The sequence below is a fragment of the Staphylococcus sp. HMSC034G07 genome (assembly GCF_001835975.1).
Taxonomy (GTDB): Bacteria; Bacillota; Bacilli; order Staphylococcales; family Staphylococcaceae; genus Staphylococcus; species Staphylococcus ureilyticus.
Genome location: NZ_KV826609.1, coordinates 561,338 through 587,404 on the forward strand (window position 1 = coordinate 561,338; position 26,067 = coordinate 587,404).

Annotated in this window: 21 protein-coding genes and 1 other RNA gene; 2 read left to right on the top strand and 20 right to left on the bottom strand. The window is 33.0% G+C overall.

Features of this window, described 5'->3' with window-relative positions:
* Positions 1-7 precede the first annotated feature (7 nt).
* The 8 genes from ruvX to sal all read right to left on the bottom strand — a co-directional run bounded on the left by ruvX (position 8) and on the right by sal (position 10,909).
* Entirely contained in the window at positions 8-436 is a 429-nt protein-coding gene (gene ruvX, locus HMPREF2586_RS10760; RefSeq protein WP_019469412.1) for a Holliday junction resolvase RuvX, read from the bottom strand.
* 3 nt (positions 437-439) lie between these two features.
* A complete protein-coding gene (locus HMPREF2586_RS10765; protein WP_046208109.1) occupies positions 440-700 on the bottom strand; it encodes an IreB family regulatory phosphoprotein in 261 nt (86 codons plus the stop codon).
* Positions 701-767: 67 nt separating this feature from the next.
* Positions 768-3,398 (bottom strand): alanine--tRNA ligase, encoded by a 2,631-nt coding sequence (gene alaS, locus HMPREF2586_RS10770; RefSeq protein ID WP_070658649.1) that lies wholly within the window; start codon positions 3,396-3,398, stop codon positions 768-770.
* Positions 3,399-3,697: 299 nt separating this feature from the next.
* Complete coding sequence (locus HMPREF2586_RS10775) at positions 3,698-6,085, bottom strand: SF1B family DNA helicase RecD2 (RefSeq protein WP_070812739.1); 2,388 nt, start codon at positions 6,083-6,085, stop codon at positions 3,698-3,700.
* Positions 6,086-6,089: 4 nt separating this feature from the next.
* Positions 6,090-6,776 (bottom strand): tetratricopeptide repeat protein, encoded by a 687-nt coding sequence (locus HMPREF2586_RS10780; RefSeq protein ID WP_371090938.1) that lies wholly within the window; start codon positions 6,774-6,776, stop codon positions 6,090-6,092.
* A gap of 185 nt (positions 6,777-6,961) precedes the next feature.
* A complete protein-coding gene (gene mnmA, locus HMPREF2586_RS10785) occupies positions 6,962-8,074 on the bottom strand; it encodes a tRNA 2-thiouridine(34) synthase MnmA (protein ID WP_046208105.1) in 1,113 nt (370 codons plus the stop codon).
* Complete coding sequence (locus HMPREF2586_RS10790) at positions 8,075-9,217, bottom strand: cysteine desulfurase family protein (protein WP_046208104.1); 1,143 nt, start codon at positions 9,215-9,217, stop codon at positions 8,075-8,077.
* 60 nt (positions 9,218-9,277) lie between these two features.
* Positions 9,278-10,909, bottom strand: a complete 1,632-nt coding sequence (gene sal / locus HMPREF2586_RS10795) for a Sal family ABC-F type ribosomal protection protein (protein ID WP_075100079.1) — start codon at positions 10,907-10,909, stop codon at positions 9,278-9,280.
* 288 nt (positions 10,910-11,197) lie between these two features.
* Here sal and HMPREF2586_RS10800 point away from each other — a divergent pair, with 288 nt between their 5' ends.
* Complete coding sequence (locus HMPREF2586_RS10800; RefSeq protein WP_070812740.1) at positions 11,198-12,196, top strand: LLM class flavin-dependent oxidoreductase; 999 nt, start codon at positions 11,198-11,200, stop codon at positions 12,194-12,196.
* An 84-nt stretch (positions 12,197-12,280) separates the two neighbouring features.
* Here HMPREF2586_RS10800 and HMPREF2586_RS12895 read toward each other — a convergent pair whose 3' ends face one another.
* The 3 genes from HMPREF2586_RS12895 to cymR all read right to left on the bottom strand — a co-directional run bounded on the left by HMPREF2586_RS12895 (position 12,281) and on the right by cymR (position 13,216).
* Positions 12,281-12,448, bottom strand: a complete 168-nt coding sequence (locus HMPREF2586_RS12895; RefSeq protein ID WP_157947928.1) for a hypothetical protein — start codon at positions 12,446-12,448, stop codon at positions 12,281-12,283.
* Positions 12,449-12,483: 35 nt separating this feature from the next.
* Complete coding sequence (locus HMPREF2586_RS10805; protein ID WP_046208102.1) at positions 12,484-12,666, bottom strand: CsbD family protein; 183 nt, start codon at positions 12,664-12,666, stop codon at positions 12,484-12,486.
* A gap of 130 nt (positions 12,667-12,796) precedes the next feature.
* Positions 12,797-13,216 (bottom strand): cysteine metabolism transcriptional regulator CymR, encoded by a 420-nt coding sequence (gene cymR, locus HMPREF2586_RS10810; protein ID WP_019469423.1) that lies wholly within the window; start codon positions 13,214-13,216, stop codon positions 12,797-12,799.
* Between the two features lie 86 nt (positions 13,217-13,302).
* Here cymR and HMPREF2586_RS10815 point away from each other — a divergent pair, with 86 nt between their 5' ends.
* Complete coding sequence (locus HMPREF2586_RS10815; RefSeq protein ID WP_046208101.1) at positions 13,303-14,583, top strand: replication-associated recombination protein A; 1,281 nt, start codon at positions 13,303-13,305, stop codon at positions 14,581-14,583.
* Positions 14,584-14,657: 74 nt separating this feature from the next.
* On the opposite strand, the gene HMPREF2586_RS10820 is transcribed toward HMPREF2586_RS10815, so the two are convergent.
* The 9 genes from HMPREF2586_RS10820 to recJ all read right to left on the bottom strand — a co-directional run bounded on the left by HMPREF2586_RS10820 (position 14,658) and on the right by recJ (position 25,827).
* A complete protein-coding gene (locus HMPREF2586_RS10820; protein WP_046208100.1) occupies positions 14,658-15,425 on the bottom strand; it encodes a tRNA threonylcarbamoyladenosine dehydratase in 768 nt (255 codons plus the stop codon).
* Between the two features lie 117 nt (positions 15,426-15,542).
* A non-coding RNA gene (ssrS, locus tag HMPREF2586_RS10825) (6S RNA) lies at positions 15,543-15,733 on the bottom strand.
* A 61-nt stretch (positions 15,734-15,794) separates the two neighbouring features.
* On the bottom strand, positions 15,795-17,561 hold the full coding sequence (aspS, locus tag HMPREF2586_RS10830; protein WP_070658655.1) for an aspartate--tRNA ligase: 1,767 nt from the start codon (positions 17,559-17,561) through the stop codon (positions 15,795-15,797).
* Positions 17,562-17,573: 12 nt separating this feature from the next.
* A complete protein-coding gene (hisS, locus tag HMPREF2586_RS10835) occupies positions 17,574-18,836 on the bottom strand; it encodes a histidine--tRNA ligase (RefSeq protein ID WP_070658658.1) in 1,263 nt (420 codons plus the stop codon).
* 342 nt (positions 18,837-19,178) lie between these two features.
* Positions 19,179-20,054 (bottom strand): N-acetylmuramoyl-L-alanine amidase family protein, encoded by an 876-nt coding sequence (locus HMPREF2586_RS10840; RefSeq protein WP_046208097.1) that lies wholly within the window; start codon positions 20,052-20,054, stop codon positions 19,179-19,181.
* Positions 20,051-20,503, bottom strand: coding sequence for a D-aminoacyl-tRNA deacylase (gene dtd, locus HMPREF2586_RS10845; RefSeq protein WP_046208096.1), 453 nt, complete (start codon positions 20,501-20,503; stop codon positions 20,051-20,053). The genes HMPREF2586_RS10840 and dtd overlap by 4 nt, the downstream gene beginning before the upstream one ends.
* Positions 20,504-20,516: 13 nt before the next feature.
* Positions 20,517-22,706 (bottom strand): RelA/SpoT family protein, encoded by a 2,190-nt coding sequence (locus HMPREF2586_RS10850; protein ID WP_046208095.1) that lies wholly within the window; start codon positions 22,704-22,706, stop codon positions 20,517-20,519.
* A gap of 310 nt (positions 22,707-23,016) precedes the next feature.
* Complete coding sequence (locus tag HMPREF2586_RS10855) at positions 23,017-23,535, bottom strand: adenine phosphoribosyltransferase (RefSeq protein ID WP_046208094.1); 519 nt, start codon at positions 23,533-23,535, stop codon at positions 23,017-23,019.
* A 15-nt stretch (positions 23,536-23,550) separates the two neighbouring features.
* The gene (gene recJ, locus HMPREF2586_RS10860; protein ID WP_046208093.1) at positions 23,551-25,827 is read right to left on the bottom strand and encodes a single-stranded-DNA-specific exonuclease RecJ; all 2,277 of its coding nucleotides are present in this window, start codon (positions 25,825-25,827) and stop codon (positions 23,551-23,553) included.
* Between the last annotated feature and the right edge of the window lie 240 nt (positions 25,828-26,067).

The window sequence follows — 26,067 nt, forward strand, 5'->3', positions numbered from 1 at the left end:
CTCCTTTTTATTGTATAGAATCTAAATAGCCTTGTAATATAAATACTGCAGCCATTTTATCTATTACTTTTTTTCGTTTTTGTCTAGAAACATCTGCTTCAAGTAAAGAACGTTCTGCAGCCATGGTACTTAAACGCTCATCCCACATGATTATCTCTACAGATGGCAATGCTTCTTGAAGTTGCTCCTTGTATTGTAACGAAGCTTCGCCTCGAAATCCAATAGAATTATTCATATTCTTTGGCAAACCAATGACAACAGTACCAACTTTTTCTTTCTCTATGATTGTTACTAGTCTGTCTATACCTAGTTCATTCTTATCTTCGTTTATATGGAGTGTATCTAATCCCTGGGCTGTCCAACCCATGAGATCGCTTATAGCAATGCCAACAGTTTTACTTCCTACATCTAAACCTAAAATTTTATGTTTTAGCATTAATTACTTTGAATTCTCTTGTAAATAATTTGAAACTAATTCTTCCATGATATCGTCACGATCAATACGACGAATTTGGTTTCTAGCTTCATTATTACGTGGAATATACGCAGGATCTCCTGATAATAAGTAACCAACGATTTGATTAACAGGATTATAGCCACGTTCTTTCAATGTGTTATAGACATTTTGAAGTACTGTTTTGACATCTTCTTTTGGAATTTCATCATAATTAAATTTCATTGTTTTATCAAAGTTTTCCATTTTGTAACACTCCTTCATATCGAGTAAAAAGTACTTATTGTTAATTCTACATGACAATAGTTAGAACTTATAGAGATTTAATGTAATCTTTAATGAAACGTAATGATTCTGTTATGTTTTCAGGTTGAGTGCCTCCACCTTGAGCCATGTCTGGACGGCCACCACCTTTACCACCTACAATAGGTGCCATATTTTTAATAATATCACCAGCTTTTACACTGTCTGTTAAAGCTTTTGGCACTGTTGCTACTAATGACACTTTACCATCTATATTACTAATTAAAATTATAATAGCATCTTGCAATTTAGATTTAAAGTCATCCATTGTCTCACGAATCGCTTTTGCATTTGCGACTTCAACCTCAGTTGCAAGAACTTTAAATCCATTAATTTGTTCCACTTGATTTGTAATATCACCCATTTTTAGTGTAGTGATTTCTTTATTTTTTTGCTCAAGTTGTTTAGTTAATTCTCTTTCATCCGCTTGCATTTGGATGACTTTATCCAAAACTTGATCATCTGATTTCACTTTAATTTGTGCTTTCACTGCATTAAATTGTTCTTGAATTGTTTCTAAATATAGGAATGCTGATTTTCCAGTAAATGCTTCTATACGTCTCACACCAGCACCAGTACCTGATTCACTTACTATTTTAAACAAACCTATTTCAGAAGTATTATTAACATGGATACCTCCACATAATTCAATAGAGAAAGGAGACATATTCACTACTCGAACAACCTCACCATACTTTTCACCAAACAATGCCATCGCGCCTAACTTTTTAGCTTCAGCAATAGGCATTTCTTGAATATCCACATCTATACTATTCCAAATTTCTTCATTAACTCTTCTTTCAACTTGATCAATTTCTGCTTGATTTAAAGGTCCAAAGTGCGTGAAATCAAATCTTAATCTCTCTGCTTCAACGAGTGAGCCTGCTTGATTGACATGGTCTCCAAGCACTTCTTTTAATGCTGCATGTAATAAGTGTGTAGCGCTGTGATTCTTTTTAATATCTCTACGTTCAATATGGTTTACACTAGCAAACACTTCGTCATTCTTTTTAACAGTGCCAAATTGAATTTCACCTTTGTGTAAGTTTTGTCCATTGGGCGCTTTGGTAACTTCAGTAACATTGATTTCGAACTGTTCATTACTTATAGTACCTTCGTCTGCAACTTGTCCGCCACTCACTGCATAAAATGGTGTTTCTTTTAAAATAAAGTAAATAGTTTCTCCTGCTTCAGCTTCATTTACTAATTCACCATTATATATGATGTCCGTAATAATCGTTTTTTGGTCCATGACATCATAACCTACAAATTGACTATCTGTTGTTATTTTTTTTAATATGTCACTTTGTACTTGCATAGATTGTGAGTTTTGACGTGCTTGTCTAGCTCTGTCACGTTGTTTTTGCATTTCTTCTTCAAAAGTATTCATATCAACGGTAAGATTTTCTTGAGTTGCAATTTCTTCAGTAAGTTCAACTGGAAAACCATATGTGTCATATAATTTAAATGCATCTTTACCACTAATTTCATTTGTCGTCGACTTTGCTTTTGTAATTAAATTATTTAATATCGCTAGGCCTTCTTCTAATGTTTCATGGAAACGTTCTTCTTCAGATTTAATCACACGCTTGATGAAATCTGATTTTTCTTTAACGTTTGGATAGTATGGTTCCATTATATCTGCAACAATATCAACTAATTTATACATAAACGGCTCATTAATGTCTAAGGATTGGCTAAATCTTACAGCACGACGTAAAAGTCTGCGTAGCACATAACCTCTTCCTTCATTTGCAGGTAACGCGCCATCAGCAATTGCAAATGAAATTGTGCGAATATGGTCAGCGATAACTTTAAATGCGACATCATAAGAATCTGTTTCAAGATATTTTTTACCCGAAACATTTTCAACTTCATTAATGATAGGCATGAACAAATCCGTTTCGTAGTTTGTACGAACATTTTGTGCGATAGATGCCATTCTTTCGAGACCCATTCCAGTATCAATATTTTTATTTGGTAATGGTGTGTACGTATGGTCTTTATTATGATTAAATTCACTAAATACTAAATTCCAAACTTCTAAAAATCTTTCATTTTCACCGCCTGGATACATTTCTTCTGCAGGATCATCTTGTCCAAATTGATCCCCTCGATCATAGAATATCTCTGTATTAGGGCCTGATGGTCCCTCACCGATATCCCAGAAATTACCTTCTATACGAATAATCCTACTCTCTTCTAAGCCTATGTCTTCATTCCATATTTTATAAGCTTCTGTATCCTCAGGATGTATGGTTACATACAATCGTTTTGGATCCATAGCCATCCATTTTTCATTCGTTAAAAATGTCCAAGCAAATTCAATGGCTTCTTTTTTGAAATAATCACCAATTGAAAAGTTACCTAACATTTCAAAAAAAGTATGATGTCTAGCTGTAAAGCCAACATTCTCAATATCATTTGTTCTTATGGCTTTTTGAGAATTGACAATACGAGGCTTTTTCGGTGTTTCTCTGCCATCAAAATATTTTTTCAATGTCGCAACACCAGAGTTAATCCATAGTAAAGAATCATCATCTATAGGTACTAAAGGTGCAGAAGGTTCAACCATATGTCCTTGTTCAACAAAGTAATCAATAAAATTCTGTCTAATTTCACTTGCTTTTAAGTTTTTCATACTTAAAATTCCTCCATCTCAACTCAAGTTATATCAGTTATTTGATAAAAATGAAAATAAAAAACGTCCATCCTATCAAAAGGGACGAACGTTTCGCGGTACCACCCTAGTTATAAGCATTAATCATAATTAATAATTCCGCTTATCACTTAAAATAAGTATATTTATTATTTAACATAAAGTAGCTTTCAACTATGCTATCTGTACTTTTCACCAGCCAGTACATCTCTTGTCGACTACCATAATTTACTCATCTTTATGCACAATCAATTATATTGTATTTACTTTAACCTACGTTGTCAATGTTCAACAAAATCATATGGCGAAATATCTCCCATATTAATCATAGGATTAATTTTATATATATTTTCTTCTGTTAAAATAGTCGTGGCATCAAACGTATCTTCAACTGCAACCTCATCTTTACGATCATCATTATTAAAATACGTTTTTAAGAATGAACAGAGCTGAGTCATTCTCACTTGACCATGTGTATTTAAACCGATTTCAAAAGCTTGTGGATCACCCAGAAATACTAGTGATTGCTTAGCTCTTGTTAATCCTGTATATAATATAGGTTTTTGTAACATTCTAAAATATTGCTTAACCATAGGCATAATTACAATTGGAAATTCAGAACCTTGCGATTTGTGAATAGACGTACAATATGCATGTGTTAATTCTAACAAATCTTGTCTTACAAAAGTAATTTCATTTCCGTCAAAATCAACGACCAATACATCTTTATTTAAGGCATTTTCTTTTGCCCAAAATATGCCAACAATCACACCAATATCGCCATTAAATATATTATCACTCGGCCTATTTACTAGCTGTAGCACCTTATCCCCTTTTCTAAAGACAACATCACCGAATTCAATTTCACGCGTATCCTTTTCTTTAGGGTTTAAGATTGTTTGCAATACAGCATTTAATTTTTTTATACCTGCAGAACCTTTATACATAGGGGCTAATACTTGTATATCACTCATATCATAACCTTTTTTAACAGCACTTGAAACAACCTTTTCAACAACTGAAGGTATTTGTTCAGTTGAACAATTAATAAAGTTACGATCATGAAATCTTTGTGTGATATCAATCGGTTCTCCCAATTTCATTCTATGCGCCAATTCTATGATACTAGACCCATCTTGTTGTCGGTAAACTTCAGTCAGATTCACTCTAGGTATAACTTTAGAATCAATGAGATCTTTAAACACTTGTCCTGGGCCTACGGAAGGCAACTGATCTTCATCACCTACTAATATCACTTGAGCATCAATAGGTACCGCGCTAAGAAATTGATGAAACAGCCAGGTGTCGACCATTGACATTTCATCAATAATGATTAGTTTAGCTGAAATCTCATTATCTAAAATATCTTCTGGCTGTGTGTCTTGATTCCAACCTATCAATCGATGTATAGTCATAGCTTCCAACCCTGTAGATTCAGCCAATCGTTTTGAAGCTCTACCTGTAGGTGCTGCTAATACAACTTGGTAATCATCGTTTTGATAATCATCATAATCTAAAGATAAACCATGTATTTCTGCATATAATTCGACAATACCTTTAATCACAGTAGTTTTTCCTGTTCCTGGCCCGCCAGTTAGCAGCATAACTTTACTATTGATTGCAGTCTGTAGCGCATCTCTTTGGGAATTAGCATAAGTGACTTGATTGCGTTGTTCGATTTCACCAATTTCTAATAATAATTCAGACTGCTCAATTTCTTTTAATTTATTCGTATAGGTGTAATTACGATATAAGTTTTGAACACTTTTAAGTTCCGAATAGTATAAACTAGGAATTGCTAATTCGTGTTCCTGTTTTACTAATTTGGTATCTTCAACTAAGATTTGAATCATATTTTCTAATTGTTGAAGTTCAATCACTTCATTTGGTGATTGTGATAACATATCTTGTGTCATTTCTAATACATTTTGTGTTGGTAAGTATGTATGCCCTTGCTTAATACATTCTTCTTCTAATACATATAATAAACCCGCTTTTAAACGCTCATCATCATTAAATTGAATACCCACATTACGTGCTAAAGTATCCGCTTTGTTAAAACCGATTCCTTTCACGTCGTAAACTAATTGATAGGGTTTATTTTCTACAATATTAAGTGTATCACCTAAATAAACCTGATAGATTGCCATAGCGAGTTTAGGCCCAAATCCTAAATCATGTAATCGAATAATAATTTGTTCTGTTTCTTGATTACTCGCAATTTGTTCAGCAATTTGCTTTTGTTTTTTCCCAGGTAAACTAGGTACTTTTTCTAAAACAGATGGGTCATTTAAAATGTCTGAAATAGCATTTTCTCCAAGTGTATTCACAATATTTTGAGCTGTTTTTTTACCTATTCCTTTAAATAAATCACTAGATAAATAGCTAATAATAGCCTCTTTGGTTTGAGGCAGCTCTTTTTCAAACGTTTCAGCTTTTAACTGTTTACCATATTTAGGATGTGAAACGACTTGACCTTTAAAAGTATAAACATCGCCTTCAGCAATTTCTGGAAAGAACCCTACAACTGTAGGCATAGAATCAAAATCTTCATTAGATTCTATCGTATCTACTTTTAAAACAGTATAAAAATTGTCTTTGTTTTGAAACAAGATAGCATCTACAGTACCTTTAATCATTGAATTATTGAATAATGTAGGGTTGTCCATTTAATTACTCCTCCTCTGCGATGGATTTAAACGTTTTGATGGCATGTTGACTCATCAAATGTTCTGGGTTGATAGCAACTGCACGTTCAAAATATTCGATAGCACATTCAGTATCCTCTGTTAACATATAAGTTGCTAGACCTAAGTTATATAAAGCGTCTGTATGTTTGTCATCTAATGAGACTACATACTGTAATTGTGAAACAGCCTGTTCGTACATTTCTAAGTGACATAATACCAATCCATATTGAAATTGTACCTCTACATCCTTACGATTATCTTTTTCAGCAGCAGTCATTAAAAAGGGAAGTGCTTCTGTAAATGCTTCTAACTGGTTAAACGACATACCTATCATATAATTGGTGTCGATTTCGTCAACGTTATATTGTAATGCTTGTTGGTATAATTTAACCGCTTCTTTATATCGCCCTTCATTATAATAAACATTAGCTAAATTGTAATAAACAGCCCCATTTTTTGGGTCAATGGTTAGTGCTTTTTGGAAAAACTTTTCCGCTTTATCTATTTCACCCGCTTCAGCGATTAATATACCTGCATTGATATAATTTTCGACTTCATTCGGGTTTGCTTCTATATTTTCGAATAATGCTGTTAAAGCTTGCTCAAAATTACCTTGTTTAATCAATGTATAAATTTGTTCTTGATTCATGCTATCCCTCTCTCTCAACATCTTATTATAACATTTAAGAATGAAAAAACAGTAAAAAGGAGTAAGTCACAAATCAAAAATTTAAAATTTGATATTGTATGCTTACTCCTCAAAATACGATTAAACTATGAAACTTTATATTTAATTAACAATATAGCAATGTCATTTTGCTATTTTAATCATTACGAAGCATTTAATTAATTTGTTTAAACAACATAACTTAATTGACCTGATGTTTTATATACATCATCTATAGTAGCGCCACCTAGACAAACATCGCCATCATATAAAACGACTGATTGACCTGGCGTAATTGCGCGAACAGGTTCGTCAAATGTTACTCGAATTGCATTATCATGCTCTTTTTGAACAAAAACTTTAGTATCTTTTTGACGATATCTAAATTTCGCTGTACATTCAAATCCATTTTCTAAATCAACAGGGTTAACAAATGAAATATCTGAAGCAATCAAATAGTCACTGTAAAGCGCTTCATGATGAAAACCTTGTTCTACATATAAGACATTATCATTTAAATTTTTGCCTACTACAAACCAAGGGTCTCCATCTCCACCTATACCTAGACCGTGACGTTGACCGATAGTATAGTACATTAATCCTGCATGTGTACCTATTTTCTTACCCGTTAAAGTTTTCATTTCACCTGACTGTGCGGGTAGATATTGAGATAAAAATGTTTTGAAGTTACGTTCACCGATAAAACAAATACCAGTTGAATCTTTTTTCTTAGCTGTAGCTAAATCTTGTGCTTCTGCAATTCTACGCACTTCTTTTTTATCAATATCGCCAATTGGGAACATCACTCTAGATAATTGTGATTGTGATAATTGATTTAAGAAATAAGTTTGATCTTTATTATTGTCAACGCCCCTCAACATTTCAACATGTCCATCTTCATGACGTCGTACACGAGCATAATGTCCAGTTGCTACATAATCTGCACCTAACTTAAGCGCATGCTCTAAAAATGCTTTGAATTTAATCTCTTTATTACACATCACATCAGGATTTGGTGTACGGCCTTTTTTATATTCATCTAAGAAATAAGTAAACACTTTATCCCAATATTCTTTTTCAAAATTAACTGCATAATATGGTATACCTATTTGATTACATACAGCTATAACATCATTATAATCTTCTGTAGCTGTACAAACGCCATTTTCATCCGTATCATCCCAATTTTTCATAAAAATACCAATGACATCATAACCTTGCTCTTTTAATATATGTGCTGTTACGGAACTGTCTACGCCACCTGACATGCCTACTACAACACGTGTATCTTTATTTGACAACTAAACTTCCTCCTTGAATTTATGATAAATTTTGTGAATTTCGGTAACTAAATATTTAATTTCTTGTTCGGTCGTTTGTTCATTAAAACTAAATCGCACAGAATGATTCGCTCTTGTATCGTCATCATACATTGCTACTAAAACATGTGAAGGTGATGTAGAACCTGCAGTACATGCTGAACCAGAAGCTACATATATATTAGCTAAATCTAACAATGTTAACATAGTTTCCACATCAATAAATGGAAAATACAAATTAACAATATGACCAGTAGTATCAGTCATTGAACCATTTAATTCAAAAGGCACTGAACGTTCTTGTAAAGATACAAGAAATTGGTTTTTTAAATTCATCAAATGGACATTGTTTTCATCTCTATATTGGTTTGCTAGTTTTAAAGCTTCAGCCAATCCGACAATTTGAGGTACGTTTTCTGTACCTGCTCTTCTTTTCACTTCTTGTTCTCCACCTAATTGTGGAAACTTAATGTTTGTACCTGATTTTATTAGTAATACACCGACACCCTTTGGTCCACCAAATTTATGTGCCGTAATACTCATTGCATCGATATCAAATTCATGAAAATCTATGTCTAAGTGCCCTATAGCTTGTACAGCATCTACGTGAAATAAAGCATTTGAATGACTAACAATTTCATCAATATCGTACATTGGTTGCACTGTGCCAATTTCGTTATTAACAAACATGATTGAAACAAGGATTGTCTCATCAGTCATTGCACTTTTCAATTGTTCTAACGATATCAGACCTTCTTCATCTACATCAAGGTATGTTACATCAAAACCTTCTTTTGCTAATTGTTCAAAAACATGGAGTACAGAATGATGTTCTATTTTAGTTGTTATAATATGCTTACCCTTATCTTGGTTTGCATACGCAATACCTTTAATCGCTGTATTATTAGATTCTGTTGCGCCACTAGTAAAAATTACTTCACTAGGCTTCGCATTGAGTTGTTTAGCTACAAAACGACGAGACTCATCTAAATATTTACGTGCATCTCTACCTATACTATGTATAGAAGACGGATTACCGTAATGTGTTGTATAGATTTCCATCATTTTATCTATTACTTGTTGTTTAACAGGCGTTGTAGCAGCATAATCTGCATATACTTCCATGTTTGACACTCCTTACAAATTTATCAATGTTCCAATGATAGCACCATCTAATTAATTTTTCTAGTTGTCTGTTTCAAAATGACCATTTTCATCTATCATTTCATATTCATCTAACAATGTTAATGTTTCGTTTACATTTGATTTTGTCTTTTTATTTTGGGTTAAGTTATATAATTTTTTATTTCTAATTTCCCAGTGTGTCGCTTTAAACCTAGCTTGAAAATACTCATCATGGCTCACAACTAATACTTGACCGTTAAAACTTTTTATCATATTTAAAATTAAGTCCTGTGTTGAAATATCAAAATAATTAGTTGGCTCATCTAAAATTAATAAATTGGCACCAGAGCAATATAGCAGTACAAATTGAAATCTACTTTTCTCTCCCATAGATAATTGACCAATTGGTGCATTAATTTTTTCCTCTTTAAAACCAAATGAAGCTAATATAGTTTGCGCTTCGCTTCTTGATATTTTATTCGTACTTAATAGCATCATCAGTGGAGATTCTGCTTCATTCAAATTTTTGTTCGTCTGATCGAAATATCCAATTTTTAGTGAAGGTGTGATTTTTAAATGTGCTTGATTAGCAAATATCTTTTGTCTGATCATCGCAATTAAAAGAGATTTTCCGCTTCCATTTGGTCCCGTTATTAATACGTTTTCTTTTTGTTTCATTTCGAAATGCGCATGTTCAAATACATGATGTTCACTTATAACAACATTGAAGTCTTCAAAATGAATTAAAAAACGCTTACGTAATTGGGCTTCATGATTAAAATGATAATGTTTTTGTTCGTTATCTGGCTGGTTTATGGTCTTCTCATTTAATTTTTCGGTCATTTGTTTTTCTTTTACTTTAGCCTTTTGAGCTAACTTACTAAGCTTCTTCTGCTCAATAGGGCTACGAACACTTGCTTTTTGTCGTGCTGAATGATGCCATGTTTGGATTCGTTGTATCGTGCGATTAAGTTCTGCTATTTCTTTTTGTTGCTTTTCGTACATATTTTGTTGTGTTTGTAACGTTAAATCTTTAATTTCACGGTACTTGGAATAATTACCATTATATTTATTCGTTTTTTCAGATGTTACTTCAATGACATGAGTCGCTGTTTGATCGATAAAATCACGCTGGTGTGATACATAAACAATCGTACGTTTTGATTTTTGAATTTTTCTAATCAGTTGTTCCAACATTTCTAAATCTAAATGATTCGTGGGTTCATCCAGTAAGATCAGTGGTTTGTTTGACATGAATGCTTTTAATAACGCCAGTCGTGTTTGTTGACCACCACTTAAATCTTGAATTTGTTTTTCTAAATCTTTTTCTGTTAAATTCATTTGATTCGCTTGCGTAATAATACTCTGTTCAAATTCGTAACCATTTAATGCACTATAGTCTGCAATATATTCATAATTGTCTTCAAGTTTTTGCTTTATCTGCAATATTTCGGGGTTTATTTCCATTACATAATCTAACCCTGTTAAGTGTTCATAAGCTAACATATTTTGGTACATTAAATAAGTTTCATCTTTATATTTCGATTTTATCGCTTCTAACAAAGTCGTTTTGCCTACGCCATTGTTACCTATCATTGCAATATGTTCGCCTTTATCAATTTGAATTTCTACAGAGTTAATTAAATTTTTACCAAATTTTTCAAATGGTTTTTGAACAAAATAAAAAGACATACCAAATTCCCTCTTTCTTAAGGGATACGACATGCCTTAACAATCCGAACATTATTTATGTTAGGTACTTGAGTGATGATTTTGCATTAAGACCATGTCTTATCCCATATATTACTTTTTTGATTAAATAATTGATATTGTTTGTTTTCATGAGATTTATCCATTGTCTTAATAAGGCCACCTAACTTTTTAATTTCATATAGTATAACAGTGAGCAATTTCTTACGCAAGTTTTATTTAGACTGTTATACTGCAATATATTAATATATTTAAGGAGGACATAGTGAAATGAGCGATATTAAATTATCTGCACTTAATCTAGTTCCAATTAGAGAAGGTCAATCCGACCAAGATGCAATTAGTGATATGGTTAAATTAGCACAAAATTTAGAAGAACTGGATTATGAAAGATATTGGATTGCAGAACATCATAACGCACCTAACCTTGTCAGTTCAGCCACTGCGTTATTAATACAACATACATTAGAACATACTTCTAAAATAAGGGTAGGCTCTGGTGGCATCATGTTACCTAATCATGCACCTCTCATTGTTGCAGAACAATTTGGGACAATGGAAACTGTATTTCCAAATCGCGTTGATTTAGGTTTAGGGCGTGCGCCAGGTACTGATATGATGACTGCAAGTGCGTTACGTAGAGATCAACACAATGGCGTTTATGAATTCCCTGAAGAAGTAGAACAACTTGCAACTTATTTTGGTCCAGGTAATCAACAAACGTATGTCCGTGCATATCCAGCCGTTGGTAAAAATGTACCTCTTTATATATTGGGTTCTTCAACTGATTCTGCACACTTGGCTGCACGCAAAGGATTACCTTATGTCTTTGCAGGTCATTTTGCACCACAACAAATGAAAGAAGCAATTGAAATTTATAAAGAACTATTTGAACCTTCAGAGGTATTAAGCAAGCCATATGTGATTGTTTGCTTAAATGCCATCGTTGCTGATACAGATACACAAGCAGAATATCTGGCAACAACACAGGCTCAGGTAATGGTAAGCATTACTAGAGGAAGAATGCAACCTGTACAACCACCAACTGACGATTTAAAGGGACTACTCACGCTTACTGAATATGAAATTGCCAAACAACGTATGCAAAGTTCACTCATCGGTTCTGAAGAAACGGTTAAACAAAAATTAAAATCATTTATTGATGAATATGGTGAAATAGATGAATTAATGGCAATTAGTTACATCTATGATCAAGAAGCACAACTTGAATCGTATCGTAAACTTAAAAATATTATTTCAACTTTTTAATTAAATATAGAAAAGCCCAGTTTCTAGTTAGAAACCTGGGCTTTTCTATATTTAAGCGAATAAACTTAAACTTTAAAGACAATTTTATTTTTTGTCGTCTTTTTTATCTTTGTCATCTTTTTTATCGTCACTGCCACCAGTGAAATTATCGATTTGTTCAGATGCTTGCTTTGCTTTTTCGTTATCCGTATCTTTTAATTTATCAGAAACATTTTTTGCAGTTTCTTTTGCTTTATTCAAGAAATCAGACATAATAAAACCACCTTTTTAGTATTAGTTACCGATTATTATTTTTTAAATTTATCGATAACTTCATTTGCTTTATCTTTTGCATTTTCTACTACTTCTTTGGCTTTACCAGAAGTTTTATCTTCTTTACCTTCTTTTTCTAAGTCTTTATTGTCGGCAACATTACCAACTGTTTCTTTAACGTTTCCTTTTGCTTGTTCGAATTTATTTTCATCTGCCATAAATAATACCTCCTTAGCAATGTATTTATTAAATACCACAATACTTAAGACGTAAACATTTAAAACAAATTTTTTTAAGTATTTTCAGTTAATGACAAAGAAACGTTTTAATAAATAACAATTTTACATCTTATATATAGAACATATATCCATCTAAATTATTAGTTTCATTATAATCTGCTAAATATTTTAAAGTTGTATTATCTAATACTTCTCTAACTGCATCTCTCATTCTAATCCAAAGTTGTTTTTGCGCAGGAGGTTCAGAATCAATACTTTCTACAAATGTAATTGGTCCTTCTAACAAACGAATAATGTCACCAGCAGTAATTTCTTCAGCTGATACTCTCAATTGATAACCACCTTTTGCTCCACGAACACTTCGGATTAAACCAGCATTTCTTAATGGACCTACGAGTTGTTCTAGATAAAGATCACTTAAATTATTTTCTTCAGCTATAGATTTTAACGAAACACATCCTTGCCCTTGCTTTTTGGCTAAAGATATCATTAGTGTTAAGCCATATCTGCCTTTTGTTGATATTTTCATTATATAACCTCACTTAATTCGAATACTATATATTAACATTCTATCATTTTTTACGTTAAGATAATATTAGAAAGGTGTGAAAGATTGTGACGAACGAACCACTCGCTTCAAGAATGCGACCAAATAATATTGATGAAATTATTTCACAAGATCACTTAGTTGGTGATAAAGGTATTATACGTAGAATGGTCAATACCAAACGACTATCATCCATGATTTTTTATGGTCCACCTGGAATTGGTAAAACGAGTATTGCTAAAGCAATTTCAGGTAGTACTCAATTTAAATTCCGTCAGCTAAATGCTGTTACAAATACTAAAAAAGATATGCAACTCATTGTTGAAGAAGCAAAAATGTCTGGACAAGTCATTTTATTATTAGATGAGATACACCGTTTAGATAAAGCTAAACAAGATTTTTTACTACCGCATCTCGAAAGTGGAAAAATTGTGTTGATTGGTGCTACAACATCAAATCCATATCACGCAATTAATCCTGCAATTCGATCAAGAGCGCAAATTTTCGAATTATATCCATTAGATGATAATGATATAAAAATTTCTTTAGAAAGGGCTCTCCACGATGAATCACGTGGATTAGCTTCATACAATCCAGTCATTGATGAAGATGCGATGAATTATTTCACTACACAAAGCCAAGGTGACGTTAGAAGTGCACTGAATGCTTTAGAATTAGCTGTGCTCAGTGCTGAAGTTAAAGAAAATCAAAGACATATTACATTAGAAGATGCTAAAGATTGCTTGCAAAAAGGTGCTTTTGTCAGTGATAAGGATGGTGATATGCATTACGATGTGATGAGTGCATTTCAAAAGTCAATTCGAGGAAGTGATGTAAATGCAGCATTGCATTATTTAGCACGTTTAATAGAAGCTGGAGACCTACCCACCATTGTCAGAAGATTATTAGTGATTAGTTATGAAGACATAGGTTTAGCTTCACCTGGTGCAGGCCAACGAACTTTAGCAGCAATTGAATCTGCTGAAAGACTAGGATTTCCAGAAGCAAGAATTCCTTTGAGTCAAGCGGTAATTGAATTGTGTCTGTCTCCTAAATCTAATTCTGGAATCACTGCTATCGACGCAGCACTGTCAGATATTCGAAAAGGTCATGTAGGACAAATTCCCGACCATTTAAAAGATGGTCATTACTCAGGTGCCAAAGCTTTGGGTAGAGCAATAGGTTATAAGTATCCTCATAATTATGATAATGGATTTATCGCACAACAATATTTGCCTGATAAATTAAAAAACAAAATTTACTATACACCTAAAACAACATCAAAAACAGAACAACAGCTTAAATCTATTTTTGACAATATCAACAAGGCACAACAAAATAATCATTAGTTTAAGGTTATATCAAACAACCGCGTTAACACATTTGAAATGACTTCCTGTGTTAACGCGGTTCGTTGATATCTTTATTTATCTTTGATTCTTGTTACAGGTATATCTTTGAGTATGTCATTAACCACATAGCTTGCACATATCAACCCCACAACACTGGGTACAAATGCATTTGATGAGGGTGGCATTTGCCCTTTCCTAGTTGGTGCATTTGCATCGCCAACTGTTTCTTTGACATCTTCTCTTATAACGATTGGACTTTCATCTGAAAATACTACAGGTATCCCTTTGTATATACCTAATTTTTTCAATTTACGACGTATCAATTTAGCCATTGGATCCATATAAGTTTTAGAAATATCTGCAATTTGGAAACGTGTCGGATCTGTTTTATTTGCGGCACCCATACTCGAAATTACAGAAATACCTCTTTCAAGACATTCTTTCATAAGATGAACTTTATATATCAGTGTATCACTTGCATCTATAAAATAATCGATATCATAGTTATTAAACAAGGCTTCGTATGTTTCTTCTGTATAAAACATATGGAGTGATGTAACTTCACATTCAGGATTGATTAATTTGATGCGCTCTTCCATTAATGTGACTTTACTTTGACCTATTGTAGATGTTAAAGCATGTAACTGTCGATTGACGTTCGTTATATCAACATCGTCTTTGTCTATTAATATAATATGACCTATATTCGTACGCGCTAATGCTTCAGCTGCAAATGAGCCAACGCCTCCTACCCCTAAAACAACAACGGTTTTTTGTTTTAATAATTCTAAACCCTCTTTGCCGTATGCCAATTCATTTCTTGAAAATTGATGTTTCATTTTTAAACTCCTTATTTAGCGAATACTATAATCATAACATTTTTACGATCCGATTAATTGTAAAACAATAAATTATAACGATAAAAAAAATACGCAAGACCGAAGTCTTGCGTACCGATAGAGTCCGTGCGTGCCGTAGTTATAAATTGCTTGATCATTCGGCCTGCTATTAACAGGTGGGTGCCCTGTTTCTTGTTTTGCAAGTCCTCCTTAAGAGGCGTGTGCGCTGCAAGAAAACCTATTGGGCTCCCGGATCAAAGAGTGTTAGGCCCAAATATGAAGCAAACTTACGAACACTACAGATGACTACCTTATGCAAGTATAATAACACATTATTAGAATTTAGCAAGAATAAAGACTTAATAAAAATTAATGTCTAATTCTTAATGAGAGTTCTTCCAATTGATTTTCTGATACTTCACTAGGTGCATTTGTTAATAAACAAGTTGCAGATGCAGTTTTAGGGAATGCAATTGTGTCACGTAAGTTTGTACGTCCAGTTAACAACATAACTAAGCGGTCTAAGCCTAAAGCAATACCGCCATGTGGTGGCGCACCATATTTAAATGCATCTAATAAGAAACCAAACTGTTCTCTAGCTTGTTCTTCAGTAAATCCTAATACTTCAAACATTTTTGATTGTAAATCTTCATTGTGAATTCTAATTGAACCGCCACCAAGTTCATAACCATTTAAAACAATATCATATGCATTAGCTTGAGCATTTTCAGGTTCAGTATCTAATTTGCTAATATCTTCTTGTTTCGGTGCTGTAAATGGATGGTGTGCAGCAGTATAACGTTTTAACTCTTCATCGTATTCAAGTAATGGCCAATCTGTTACCCACAAGAAATTCAACTTACTTTCGTCGATTAAATCTAGTTCTTTAGCCAATTTTAATCTAAGTGCACCTAAGCTTTGAGCTACAACATTAGGCTTGTCAGCTACAAATAAGACTAAATCTCCAGATTGCGCACCAGTCAAGGCTTTTAATTTTTCAACATGGTCTGCTTCAAAGAATTTAGCTATAGGGCCATTTAAACCTTCATCAACTACTTTAACCCATGCCAAACCTTTGGCACCATATATATTAACAAATTCAGTTAAAGCATCAATATCTTTTCTAGTATAATTATCAGACGCACCTTTAGCTACAATTGCCTTCACTTGTCCATCGTTATTTACTGCATCTTTGAAGACTTTAAATTCCATGATTTCACCAAGTTCTGAAACATTCATTAATTCCATACCAAATCGTGTATCTGGTTTATCAGAACCAAAACGCGCCATTGCTTCATCATAAGTCATTCTTGGGAATGGACGAGGCACTTCCACTTCTTTTACATCTTTTACAACTTTTTGTAACATTTCTTCACCCATGTCCATGACATCTTCTTGATCAACAAAGCTCATTTCAATATCAACTTGCGTAAATTCTGGTTGACGGTCTGCACGTAAATCTTCATCACGGAAACATTTAACAATTTGATAATATTTATCAAAACCACTAATCATTAACAATTGTTTAAATATTTGTGGTGATTGAGGTAATGCATAAAATTCACCTTCATGAACACGAGATGGTACTAAATAATCTCGCGCACCTTCTGGTGTTGACTTAGTTAACACTGGTGTTTCAATATCATAAAAACCTTCACCATCTAAATATTGTCTAATTGAACGTGTCGTTTGATGTCTCATCTTAAACGTTTGTGCTAATTCTTGACGTCTTAAATCTAAATATCTATATTTTAGTCTTATATTTTCATCCACATTTTGATTATCCTCATTTAAGGCAAAAGGTGGTGTTTCAGCTTTATTAATAATCTCAATATCTGATACTTGTACTTCAACTTGACCTGTAGCAATTTTGGGATTTACTGTTTCTGGGTCACGTTTTTTTACAATACCTTTTACTTCAACTACATACTCAGATCTAATTGTTTCAGCTATACGTAATGCTTCTTCAGAAAAATCTGGATTAAACACAATTTGTACATAACCTTCGCGGTCACGTAAATCTACAAAGATCAGTCCACCTAAATCTCTACGATTGTGTACCCAACCTTTTAATATAACTTCTTGTTCTAATAGTGATTCAGTCACTAAACCACAATATGTTGTACGCTTACTCATGATATCTTCTCCTTAATTTCTAAAATAGTTAACAAGTTCGTTCAAATCAATACGTTCTGATTCCCCGGTCTCCATATTTTTTACATTAATATTTTTTTCTGCTAACTCTTGATCGCCAATCACAACAGTATATTTGGCATTTAATCTATCAGCTTGTTTCATTTGCCCTTTCACTTTACGTTCAATATAATCTTTGTCCGCTTTCACACCATTTTGACGTAAATCATTTAATAATTTTACTGCATAACGGTCTGCTTCTTGACCCATCGTAACGATAAATAAATCAAAGTCGTGGTCTACGTCTAATTCAATGCCTTCTTCTTCTAAGGCCATTAATAATCTCTCAATACTAAGTGCAAAACCAATACCAGTTTGACTTGGACCATCTAACAATTCAAGTAAACCATTATAACGGCCACCCCCACATAATGTCGTAATTGCACCTTCATAATTCGGATTATCAATCATAAGTTCAAATGCTGTGTGTGTATAATAATCTAGACCTCTTACTAAGTTAGGATCTTCTTCATATTCAATGTCTAAATCATTTAAATGTTGTTTTACTTCCTCAAAATAAGTCTTTGAATTAGCATTTAAATATTCCGTAATTCGTGGTGCGGTTTTAACTGATTCTTTATCTTTATCAATCTTACAATCTAAAATTCTCATTGGATTCGTGTGCAGGCGTGCTTGGCAATCTTTACAAAAATCGCCAATTACTGGTTCAAAATGTTTAACCAAAGCTTCATTATATTCTTTACGAGAATCAATATCTCCAATACTATTAATGACTAATTTTAAATGTTTAAGACCAAATGACTGATAGATATGCATGACCATTGCCAAAATTTCAGCATCGATACTTGGATTTTCTGCACCTATGGCTTCTACACCAAATTGTGTAAATTGACGATAACGACCTTTTTGTTTTCGTTCATACCGGAACATTGGCCCATTGTAGTACAATTTTATTGGTTGATTAGGTAACCCTTGCATTTTATTTTCAATATATGAACGTACGACTGCAGCAGTACCTTCAGGTCTCAGAGTGATACTGCGATCACCTTTATCTTTGAATGTATACATTTCTTTTTGCACGACATCCGTTGAATCACCAACACCACGTGCAAATAATTCAGTACTTTCAAATATCGGTGTACGGATTTCTTCATAATTATATAATTCCATCAATTCATCTAATTTTGCTTCAATATATCGCCATTTTTTTGTTTCACTTGGTAAAATATCTTGTGTTCCTCTAGGAATATTTATCATAAAACCTCTCCTTTTATACAATAAAAAGTCCCTTGCATAACTATTCAGTTATACAAGGGACGAATATCCGTGTTGCCACCCTAATTGGTTAGAAAAAGTTATCAATGAATTTTTTCTAACCCACTTCATACGGATAACGTTCGTCACACGGCTTTAATTTCATAAAGCACCTCTTCTTGTGTTTTTATAACTAAACTACTAAGCATAATTTTCCAGCCACGAATTATGTCTCTACACATTTAAAAATGTTGACGTTTCATTTAGCATAGTCAAGAATAATAACGGTTTTAATATAGAATTCATATTTAATAATAACGAGTTATTGATTAATATGCAACCTTTTTATTCTGAAAAATATGCACGTAAACCATCGACAACTGCTTGTTCAACAATATGGCGATGTAATTGGTTTGTTATCATATTTTCATCGGTTGGGTTGCTAATATAACCTAACTCTAATAAAACAGCGGGTACATTCGTCTGTCTCAATACTTGGAAGTTTTCTTGTCTAGCGCCTTTATTTGTCAGTAAGGCTTTCTTTTGTATGTACATATTTAATGTTTCTGCAAGTGCCTCTTGGTTGTTTTTAAGCCAATAAACTGTCGTTCCATTAGCTTTAGAAGATTTGAGTGAATCGTTATGTATACTGATAAAAGCATCACCTTTAATATTACGATCGTCCAAGCTCACATAACTATCTGAACTTCTCGTCATATTTACAGTAGCACCTTCTTTTTCAAGCAGTTTTTTCATTTCTTTAGCTGTCTTCAGTGTGTAAACTTTTTCAGTACTTTTCTTTTTTGTATTACTTGAAGCACCCTGGTCACTTCCTCCATGACCAGGATCAAGTACAATTGTTTTATCTTTTAGTGGTTTCTCGTTTGCGTTCGCATCTGCCTGAATATTTAGATTTGTATGCCAACCAGCCACCCATCCTTTATCTTTATGATTACTTGACTCAACTTCTATCCATTTACCAGACTTACCAATTTTATTATAACTTTGACCTTGGTTTGCCGGTTTAATAGTTGGATATACAGCATTAGGACCTGTTCTCAAATCAGTATCTTCAGTGATATATATCGTATTCGAATCTTCATCATTATGATTTAGAAAAGCGATGAGCATAAAAATAAATATGACAAATGCTAACGCAACAATTAGCGTTGGAAAATTTTTAAAATTATGTTTATCTAGCCAAGTATTGATTGTTTTCATACGATTTTGCCATCCTGACTTTCATAAATAATCGTCACTGGTCCATCGTTAGCAATATTTACAAGCATATCTGTACCAAATTCACCTGTTAATACATTTATGTGATAATCGCGTAAAGCATCATTAAATTTTTCATAAAGTTCATTAGCTTTATCTGGCGGCATTGAATTGGTAAACCCAGGTCTATTGCCTTTTCTTACATCTGCATATAGTGTGAACTGTGAGATAGAAAGAATCTCGCCTTGTACTTGTTGCAAATTCAAATTAAGTTTGCCATTATCATCTTCAAACAATCGGGCATTCACGATTTTTCTTACTAATGTATCAATATCAGCTTCTGTAGATGATTTACCTACTCCAACAAACAAACAATAGCCTTTATTAATTTTATTATCTATTGAACCATTAGAAACAGATGCTTCTTTCACTCTTTGAACTATAATCTTCATGTATGTTTCACCTCTAATTCCAAACTCTTGTTACTGTGTAAACATCACCAAGCTGTTTTATTTTATCAACAACTTGATAGACTTCATTTACATTTTTCACCATAACACCAATATTAATGATTGCATTTTTATCAATATCTGAACGACCAGAAACTTTAACTAAGTTACTTTTAGTGGAATTAACGGCTTGTAAAACTTCATTTAATAAACCATTGCGGTCATAAGCTGTAACTTCTAAGTCAACCTGATATCGTTGTGTCGCATCTTTAGAGCGTACCCATTCGACACTAATTAATCTGTCTTTTTCATTTTTGATATTAGGGCAATCCGTTCGATGCACTTTAATACCATGACCTTTAGTGATATATCCAACAATATCATCACCAGGGATTGGATTACAACATTTTGATAATTTAATCAGTACATTTTCAATTCCTTCAACGTAAACGCCACTATCTGTAGTAATGTCGTCCTTAATGGGCACAGATTTTTGTACTTCTTGTACTGAATTCAAGGCTTTTTGTTTGTCTTGAATCCGTTGTTTTTCAGTTAACTTATTTACGATTTGTAAAGCAGTCACGCCACCAAATCCTACTGCAGCAAATAAATCTTCTTCGTTAGAAAAATTATATTTATCTTTTACAACTTCTATATTATCATCCGTTAAGACTGCATCTACTCGGTAACCCTGATCTTTTATTTCTGCTTCGACCATAAACTTACCTTTTTCAATATTAGAAGATCGATCTTGTTTTTTAAAGAAACTGCGTATCTTACTTTTGGCACTAGAAGATTTAACAATTTTCAACCAATCACGACTTGGACCGTAAGAGTGCTTACTTGTTCTGATCTCAACGATATCACCGGTTTTCAGCACATAATCTATTGGTTCAATTTTCCCATTGACCTTAGCACCAATCATCTTATTTCCTACCTCGCTATGTACAGCATATGCAAAATCGATTGGCACAGCACCATAAGGTAACTCTATTACATCACTTTCTGGTGTAAAGGCATATACTTTATCGCTTTGTAAATCAAATTTTAAAGTTTCCATAAACTCTTCTGCATCGGTCGTAGTACTATCCGTTTCAGCAAGTTCTTTGATCCAATTTAATTTTTTATTGAAATTTTGTGTTTTCTCAGTAACTTTTTTACCTTCTTTATATGCCCAATGTGCTGCAACCCCATGTTCTGCAATTTCATGCATTTCATAAGTTCTTATCTGAATTTCTAAAGGATCGCCATTGGGTCCAACGACCGTAGTATGTAGAGATTGATACATATTTTGCTTCGGCATAGCAATATAATCTTTAAATCTACCAGGCATAGGTTTCCATAGTGTATGCACAAGACCCAATACAGCATAGCAATCGTTGATTGAATTAACGATGATTCTAATAGCTAATAAATCAAATATTTGATCAAATTGTTTCTTTTGTTTAACCATTTTTCTATAAATACTATATATATGTTTAGGTCTACCATTAATATCGCCGATTATATTCATTTTTCCCATTTCTGTATCTATGCGATTGATAGCATTTTGTATATATTCTTCTCGTTCACTACGTTTTTTCTTCATGAGATTAACGATTCTGAAATATTGCACACTATCAATATATCTAAGTGCTGTATCTTCTAATTCCCATTTAATCGTATTAATCCCCAATCTATGTGCTAAAGGGGCATAGATTTCTAAGGTTTCTTTTGAAATCCTTATTTGTTTCTCTCGTGGCATTGCTTTCAATGTTCTCATATTATGTAACCGATCCGCTAATTTAACAAGAATAACACGGACATCTTTAGCGATAGCAATAAATAGCTTGCGATGGTTCTCTGCTTGCTGTTCTTCTTTAGAACGATATTTTACTTTTTTTAGCTTCGTCACGCCTTCTACGATTATGGCAATTTCTTCATTAAACATGCCTTTTACATCATCAAACGTATAAGGTGTGTCCTCAATCACGTCATGTAAAAAACCTGCAACAATGGTTGGACCATCTAAATGCATTTCGGTTAAAATCCCAGCTACTTGTATAGGATGCATAATATATGGCAAGCCATTTTTACGAAATTGACCTTCGTGTGCCTCATAAGCTAGATGGTAACTTTTCAATACATATTCATAATCTTCTTTTGACAAATATGATTTTGCTTTAGATAATACTTCGTCCACACTGTATGGATATTCATTGTTCACTTAAGACACCCCTATACTAAATATTAATCATGATTAGATACCCAGTATTATTTTATATCGATTGTAACGTATTTTTACGCTATTAGGTCAAATTATGTATAATAGTTATATAATACTACATGTTATTAAATAAATAAATGCGTACCTTTGACAATTGGCAAAATGTAGTTGAATTTTAATTTTTTTAATACACATAAAAGATGTTTCAGTTAATTAATCATAAATACTATTTTAATAAATATAAAGAGCCAAATGAAATCATCTTAAATGTTTTCATTTGGCTTTAAAATTTCGTCAATTATAAATATTATTATTCATCATATGAGATTAAACTCATTACATCATACGCTTTAATTTTTTCAATACCTTTTAAATATTTTAATTCTATAATGAAAGCGATACCTACAACTATACCACCTAATTGTTCAACCAATTTAATTGCCGCTTCAATCGTACCACCTGTAGCTAGTAAATCATCCGTAATCAACACACGTTGCCCTGGTTTAATTGCATCTTTGTGCATAGTTAATACATTTGTGCCATACTCTAAATTATACTCATACCGAATGACTTCTCTAGGAAGTTTGCCTTCTTTTCGCACTGGTGCAAAGCCAATACCCATTGAATATGCGACAGGACAGCCAATGATAAAACCTCTAGCCTCTGGTCCTACAACGACATCAACATCTCGTTGTTTTGCATATTTAACAATTTGATCCGTTGCATATCCGTAAGCTTCACCGTTGTCCATTATTGTTGTGATATCTTTGAAGTTAACCCCTGGTTGTGGCCAGTCTGAAACTTCAGATACATATTGTTTTAAATCCATACAAACTTCCTCCTATTATTGTACCAATTCATCTTTTATCCATTGCTTTAAGCGATTAAAATCTTCATAAAGCAATAACTTTTCAACTTCAATTCTATCAATACGACTTTGATAATATTTACTCGAAGCAATATCACGTTTCGTTGAAACATCTTTTAATTTGATTATACCATCTTCAACTTGAATAAACTCTAAATCCAAGAAAACTTTCAAGATAAATTTAAGCATGTTTGGTTGAATATTTAAAAATTTACATAGTTGTACGCCTTCATTAGCTAAATTTGTTTCTTTTTTAGTAGCAAGTGCCTTAAAACATTGTTTAAATGTTTCCATTTTTGGCATACCTTCAAAGTATATTGATCTATCATGATTTAACACGAGATATATTTGGGATATATCAACAGTTTTTAATGTTGTTTTTAAATCATTTATAGACGTTGGCAGATCTCTAAAGACGTATTTTTCATAGTTATTACTAATTTCATCACCATAATAATGATAATTTTCACCTAACTTTTCACTTCTTTGATGAATTAAATAAGCAACATCCTTAGCATCAGCATTTAAATCATTTACTTTGTTTTTACTTCTATAGTCTAAAATCTGTAAATTATGACTCGCTAAATCTTCAATCATAAATTGAGGCGATTGAAATCCATTCCATTCATTAATTTGTAATGTGCCAATGACATTAATAGGCTGTTGTACACCCAATTCTTTTACTAAAGCACCATTTTGCCAAAAAATTGCTTGTAATTGACTTTCACCGATAACGAGTTTCAAATGTTTTTTCTCCTGACCAATGCCTTTAACTTGTTGTACAAGAACGTCTTGTAATTCAAAGCACGGGCTAGTGAAATCTGTGCCAAATGGTCGTAATCTCTGAATATCTTTGATGTTTTGTATCGTAATGTCACTTTCTGAAATCAATACATCAACTTTTTTACGTGGTTCAAGTGAAGTTGTTTTGGCTAATTGTGCCATCCACTCATTTAAACTGTTTTGTAGTTGTTGAATATTTTCTATAGGCATTGTGATCCCAGCTGCCATATGGTGACCACCGAATTTTGTAATTAACTGAGAATAATCACTTAAAATTTCAAACATCGACACTTGATCGATGCTTCGAGCTGAACCTTTTGCGTGATTTTGAGCTTCATCTATATTTAAAATTAATGTTGGTAGACTGTATGTTTCCACAATTTTTGACGCTACAATACCAAGTACACCCTCATGCCAATCTGCTTTGGCTAACAATAAAAATTTTGAGCCTTGCTGTACTTGTTCTTCTGCCATTACAAGTGCTTCTTCGGTAATTTGAGACACGATGTCTTTACGCTCTTGGTTAAAAAATTCAACTTGTTCGGCTAAAAACATCGCTTCATCTTCTGTTTCAGTCATTAGTAGCTCTGCAGCAAGTGCAGCATCTTCTAATCGACCAACAGCATTTAATCGAGGCCCTATAATAAACCCGACGGTCTCCTCGTTGATTTCATCATTATAACCTGCTTGGTTAAGTATAGCTTTTATTGATGGAGGACAATATTTATTTAATGATGCTAAACCGTTTTGAACCAATGTTCTATTTTCATCCGTTAAAGATACTAAATCAGCGATTGTTCCAATTGCAACCAAACCTAAAAAATAAACAGGTGGTTCTTCCAATAAACATTGAGCTAGCTTATAAGCAACGCCCGCACCACATAAATATTTAAAAGGATATTCAAACTCAGGATGCATTGGGTGGACAATAGCGTATGCATTAGGCATCGTTTTACCAATTTCATGGTGGTCTGTGACAATAACATCGACACCCAAGTCTTGAACCATTTGTATTTCATCATGGCCTTGAATACCATTATCTACGGTTATGATTAAAGATATCCCCTCATCATAGGCATTCTTAAAAGCCAATTCATTAGGACCATAACCTTCAGAAAAACGATTTGGTATATACCAACCTACATGGGCACCAAGTTCTTTCAATGTAGTGACCAATATAGTCGTTGAAGTAACACCATCCGCGTCATAGTCACCATATACTAAAATCTTTTGATTTTGATCTATCGCCACATTGATACGTTCAATAGCTTTTTCCATATCGCTCATCTTCCAAGGATCATGTGTCATTTGGACTCCTTCTAAAAGATTACGAATATCGGTTTCATCTGTAATACCTTTACTTTCCAAAACTTTTTTTACAATAGGAGTTAGCTTTAAATCTGCTGAAATATGATCTGATATTTCAACTTCAGGTAATTTAACGTCCCAATTATATTTTGATTTAATCATACTATTCTCCCTCATTTCCACAAGCAATTATACAAAAGAATCCAAAAAATAAAAAGTAGTAACCTTTAATTCAACCATAACTTAAAACTCCTATTCTTAATAGTTGAATAGTTTATGACATAAATAAATCATTTATCTATGAGTACATGCATAGTCAAAAATTACAATACATTCAATATAAAAAATGACTAATCCGCTTTTACCACGGATTAGTCATCTATTTTAGAAACGGGCTTTTTC

Excerpts from the sequence above, each read along its gene's own strand:
- hisS (WP_070658658.1), bottom strand. The coding sequence starts at position 18,836 with ATGATAAATATTCCTAGAGGAACACAAGATATTTTACCAAGTGAAACA.
- dtd (WP_046208096.1), bottom strand. The coding sequence starts at position 20,503 with ATGAAGATTATAGTTCAAAGAGTGAAAGAAGCATCTGTTTCTAATGGT.
- HMPREF2586_RS10855 (WP_046208094.1), bottom strand. The coding sequence starts at position 23,535 with ATGGATTTAAAACAATATGTATCTGAAGTTTCAGACTGGCCACAACCA.
- HMPREF2586_RS10820 (WP_046208100.1), bottom strand. The coding sequence starts at position 15,425 with ATGAAACATCAATTTTCAAGAAATGAATTGGCATACGGCAAAGAGGGT.
- HMPREF2586_RS10780 (WP_371090938.1), bottom strand. The coding sequence starts at position 6,776 with ATGTTGAGAGAGAGGGATAGCATGAATCAAGAACAAATTTATACATTG.
- sal (WP_075100079.1), bottom strand. The coding sequence starts at position 10,909 with ATGTCTTTTTATTTTGTTCAAAAACCATTTGAAAAATTTGGTAAAAAT.
- ruvX (WP_019469412.1), bottom strand. The coding sequence starts at position 436 with ATGCTAAAACATAAAATTTTAGGTTTAGATGTAGGAAGTAAAACTGTT.
- HMPREF2586_RS10775 (WP_070812739.1), bottom strand. The coding sequence starts at position 6,085 with ATGGACAACCCTACATTATTCAATAATTCAATGATTAAAGGTACTGTA.
- alaS (WP_070658649.1), bottom strand. The coding sequence starts at position 3,398 with ATGAAAAACTTAAAAGCAAGTGAAATTAGACAGAATTTTATTGATTAC.
- HMPREF2586_RS10805 (WP_046208102.1), bottom strand. The coding sequence starts at position 12,666 with ATGGCAGATGAAAATAAATTCGAACAAGCAAAAGGAAACGTTAAAGAA.
- HMPREF2586_RS10840 (WP_046208097.1), bottom strand. The coding sequence starts at position 20,054 with ATGAAAACAATCAATACTTGGCTAGATAAACATAATTTTAAAAATTTT.
- aspS (WP_070658655.1), bottom strand. The coding sequence starts at position 17,561 with ATGAGTAAGCGTACAACATATTGTGGTTTAGTGACTGAATCACTATTA.
- HMPREF2586_RS10765 (WP_046208109.1), bottom strand. The coding sequence starts at position 700 with ATGGAAAACTTTGATAAAACAATGAAATTTAATTATGATGAAATTCCA.
- HMPREF2586_RS10790 (WP_046208104.1), bottom strand. The coding sequence starts at position 9,217 with ATGGAAGTATATGCAGATTATGCTGCTACAACGCCTGTTAAACAACAA.
- cymR (WP_019469423.1), bottom strand. The coding sequence starts at position 13,216 with ATGAAAATATCAACAAAAGGCAGATATGGCTTAACACTAATGATATCT.
- HMPREF2586_RS10800 (WP_070812740.1), top strand. The coding sequence starts at position 11,198 with ATGAGCGATATTAAATTATCTGCACTTAATCTAGTTCCAATTAGAGAA.
- recJ (WP_046208093.1), bottom strand. The coding sequence starts at position 25,827 with ATGATTAAATCAAAATATAATTGGGACGTTAAATTACCTGAAGTTGAA.
- HMPREF2586_RS12895 (WP_157947928.1), bottom strand. The coding sequence starts at position 12,448 with ATGTCTGATTTCTTGAATAAAGCAAAAGAAACTGCAAAAAATGTTTCT.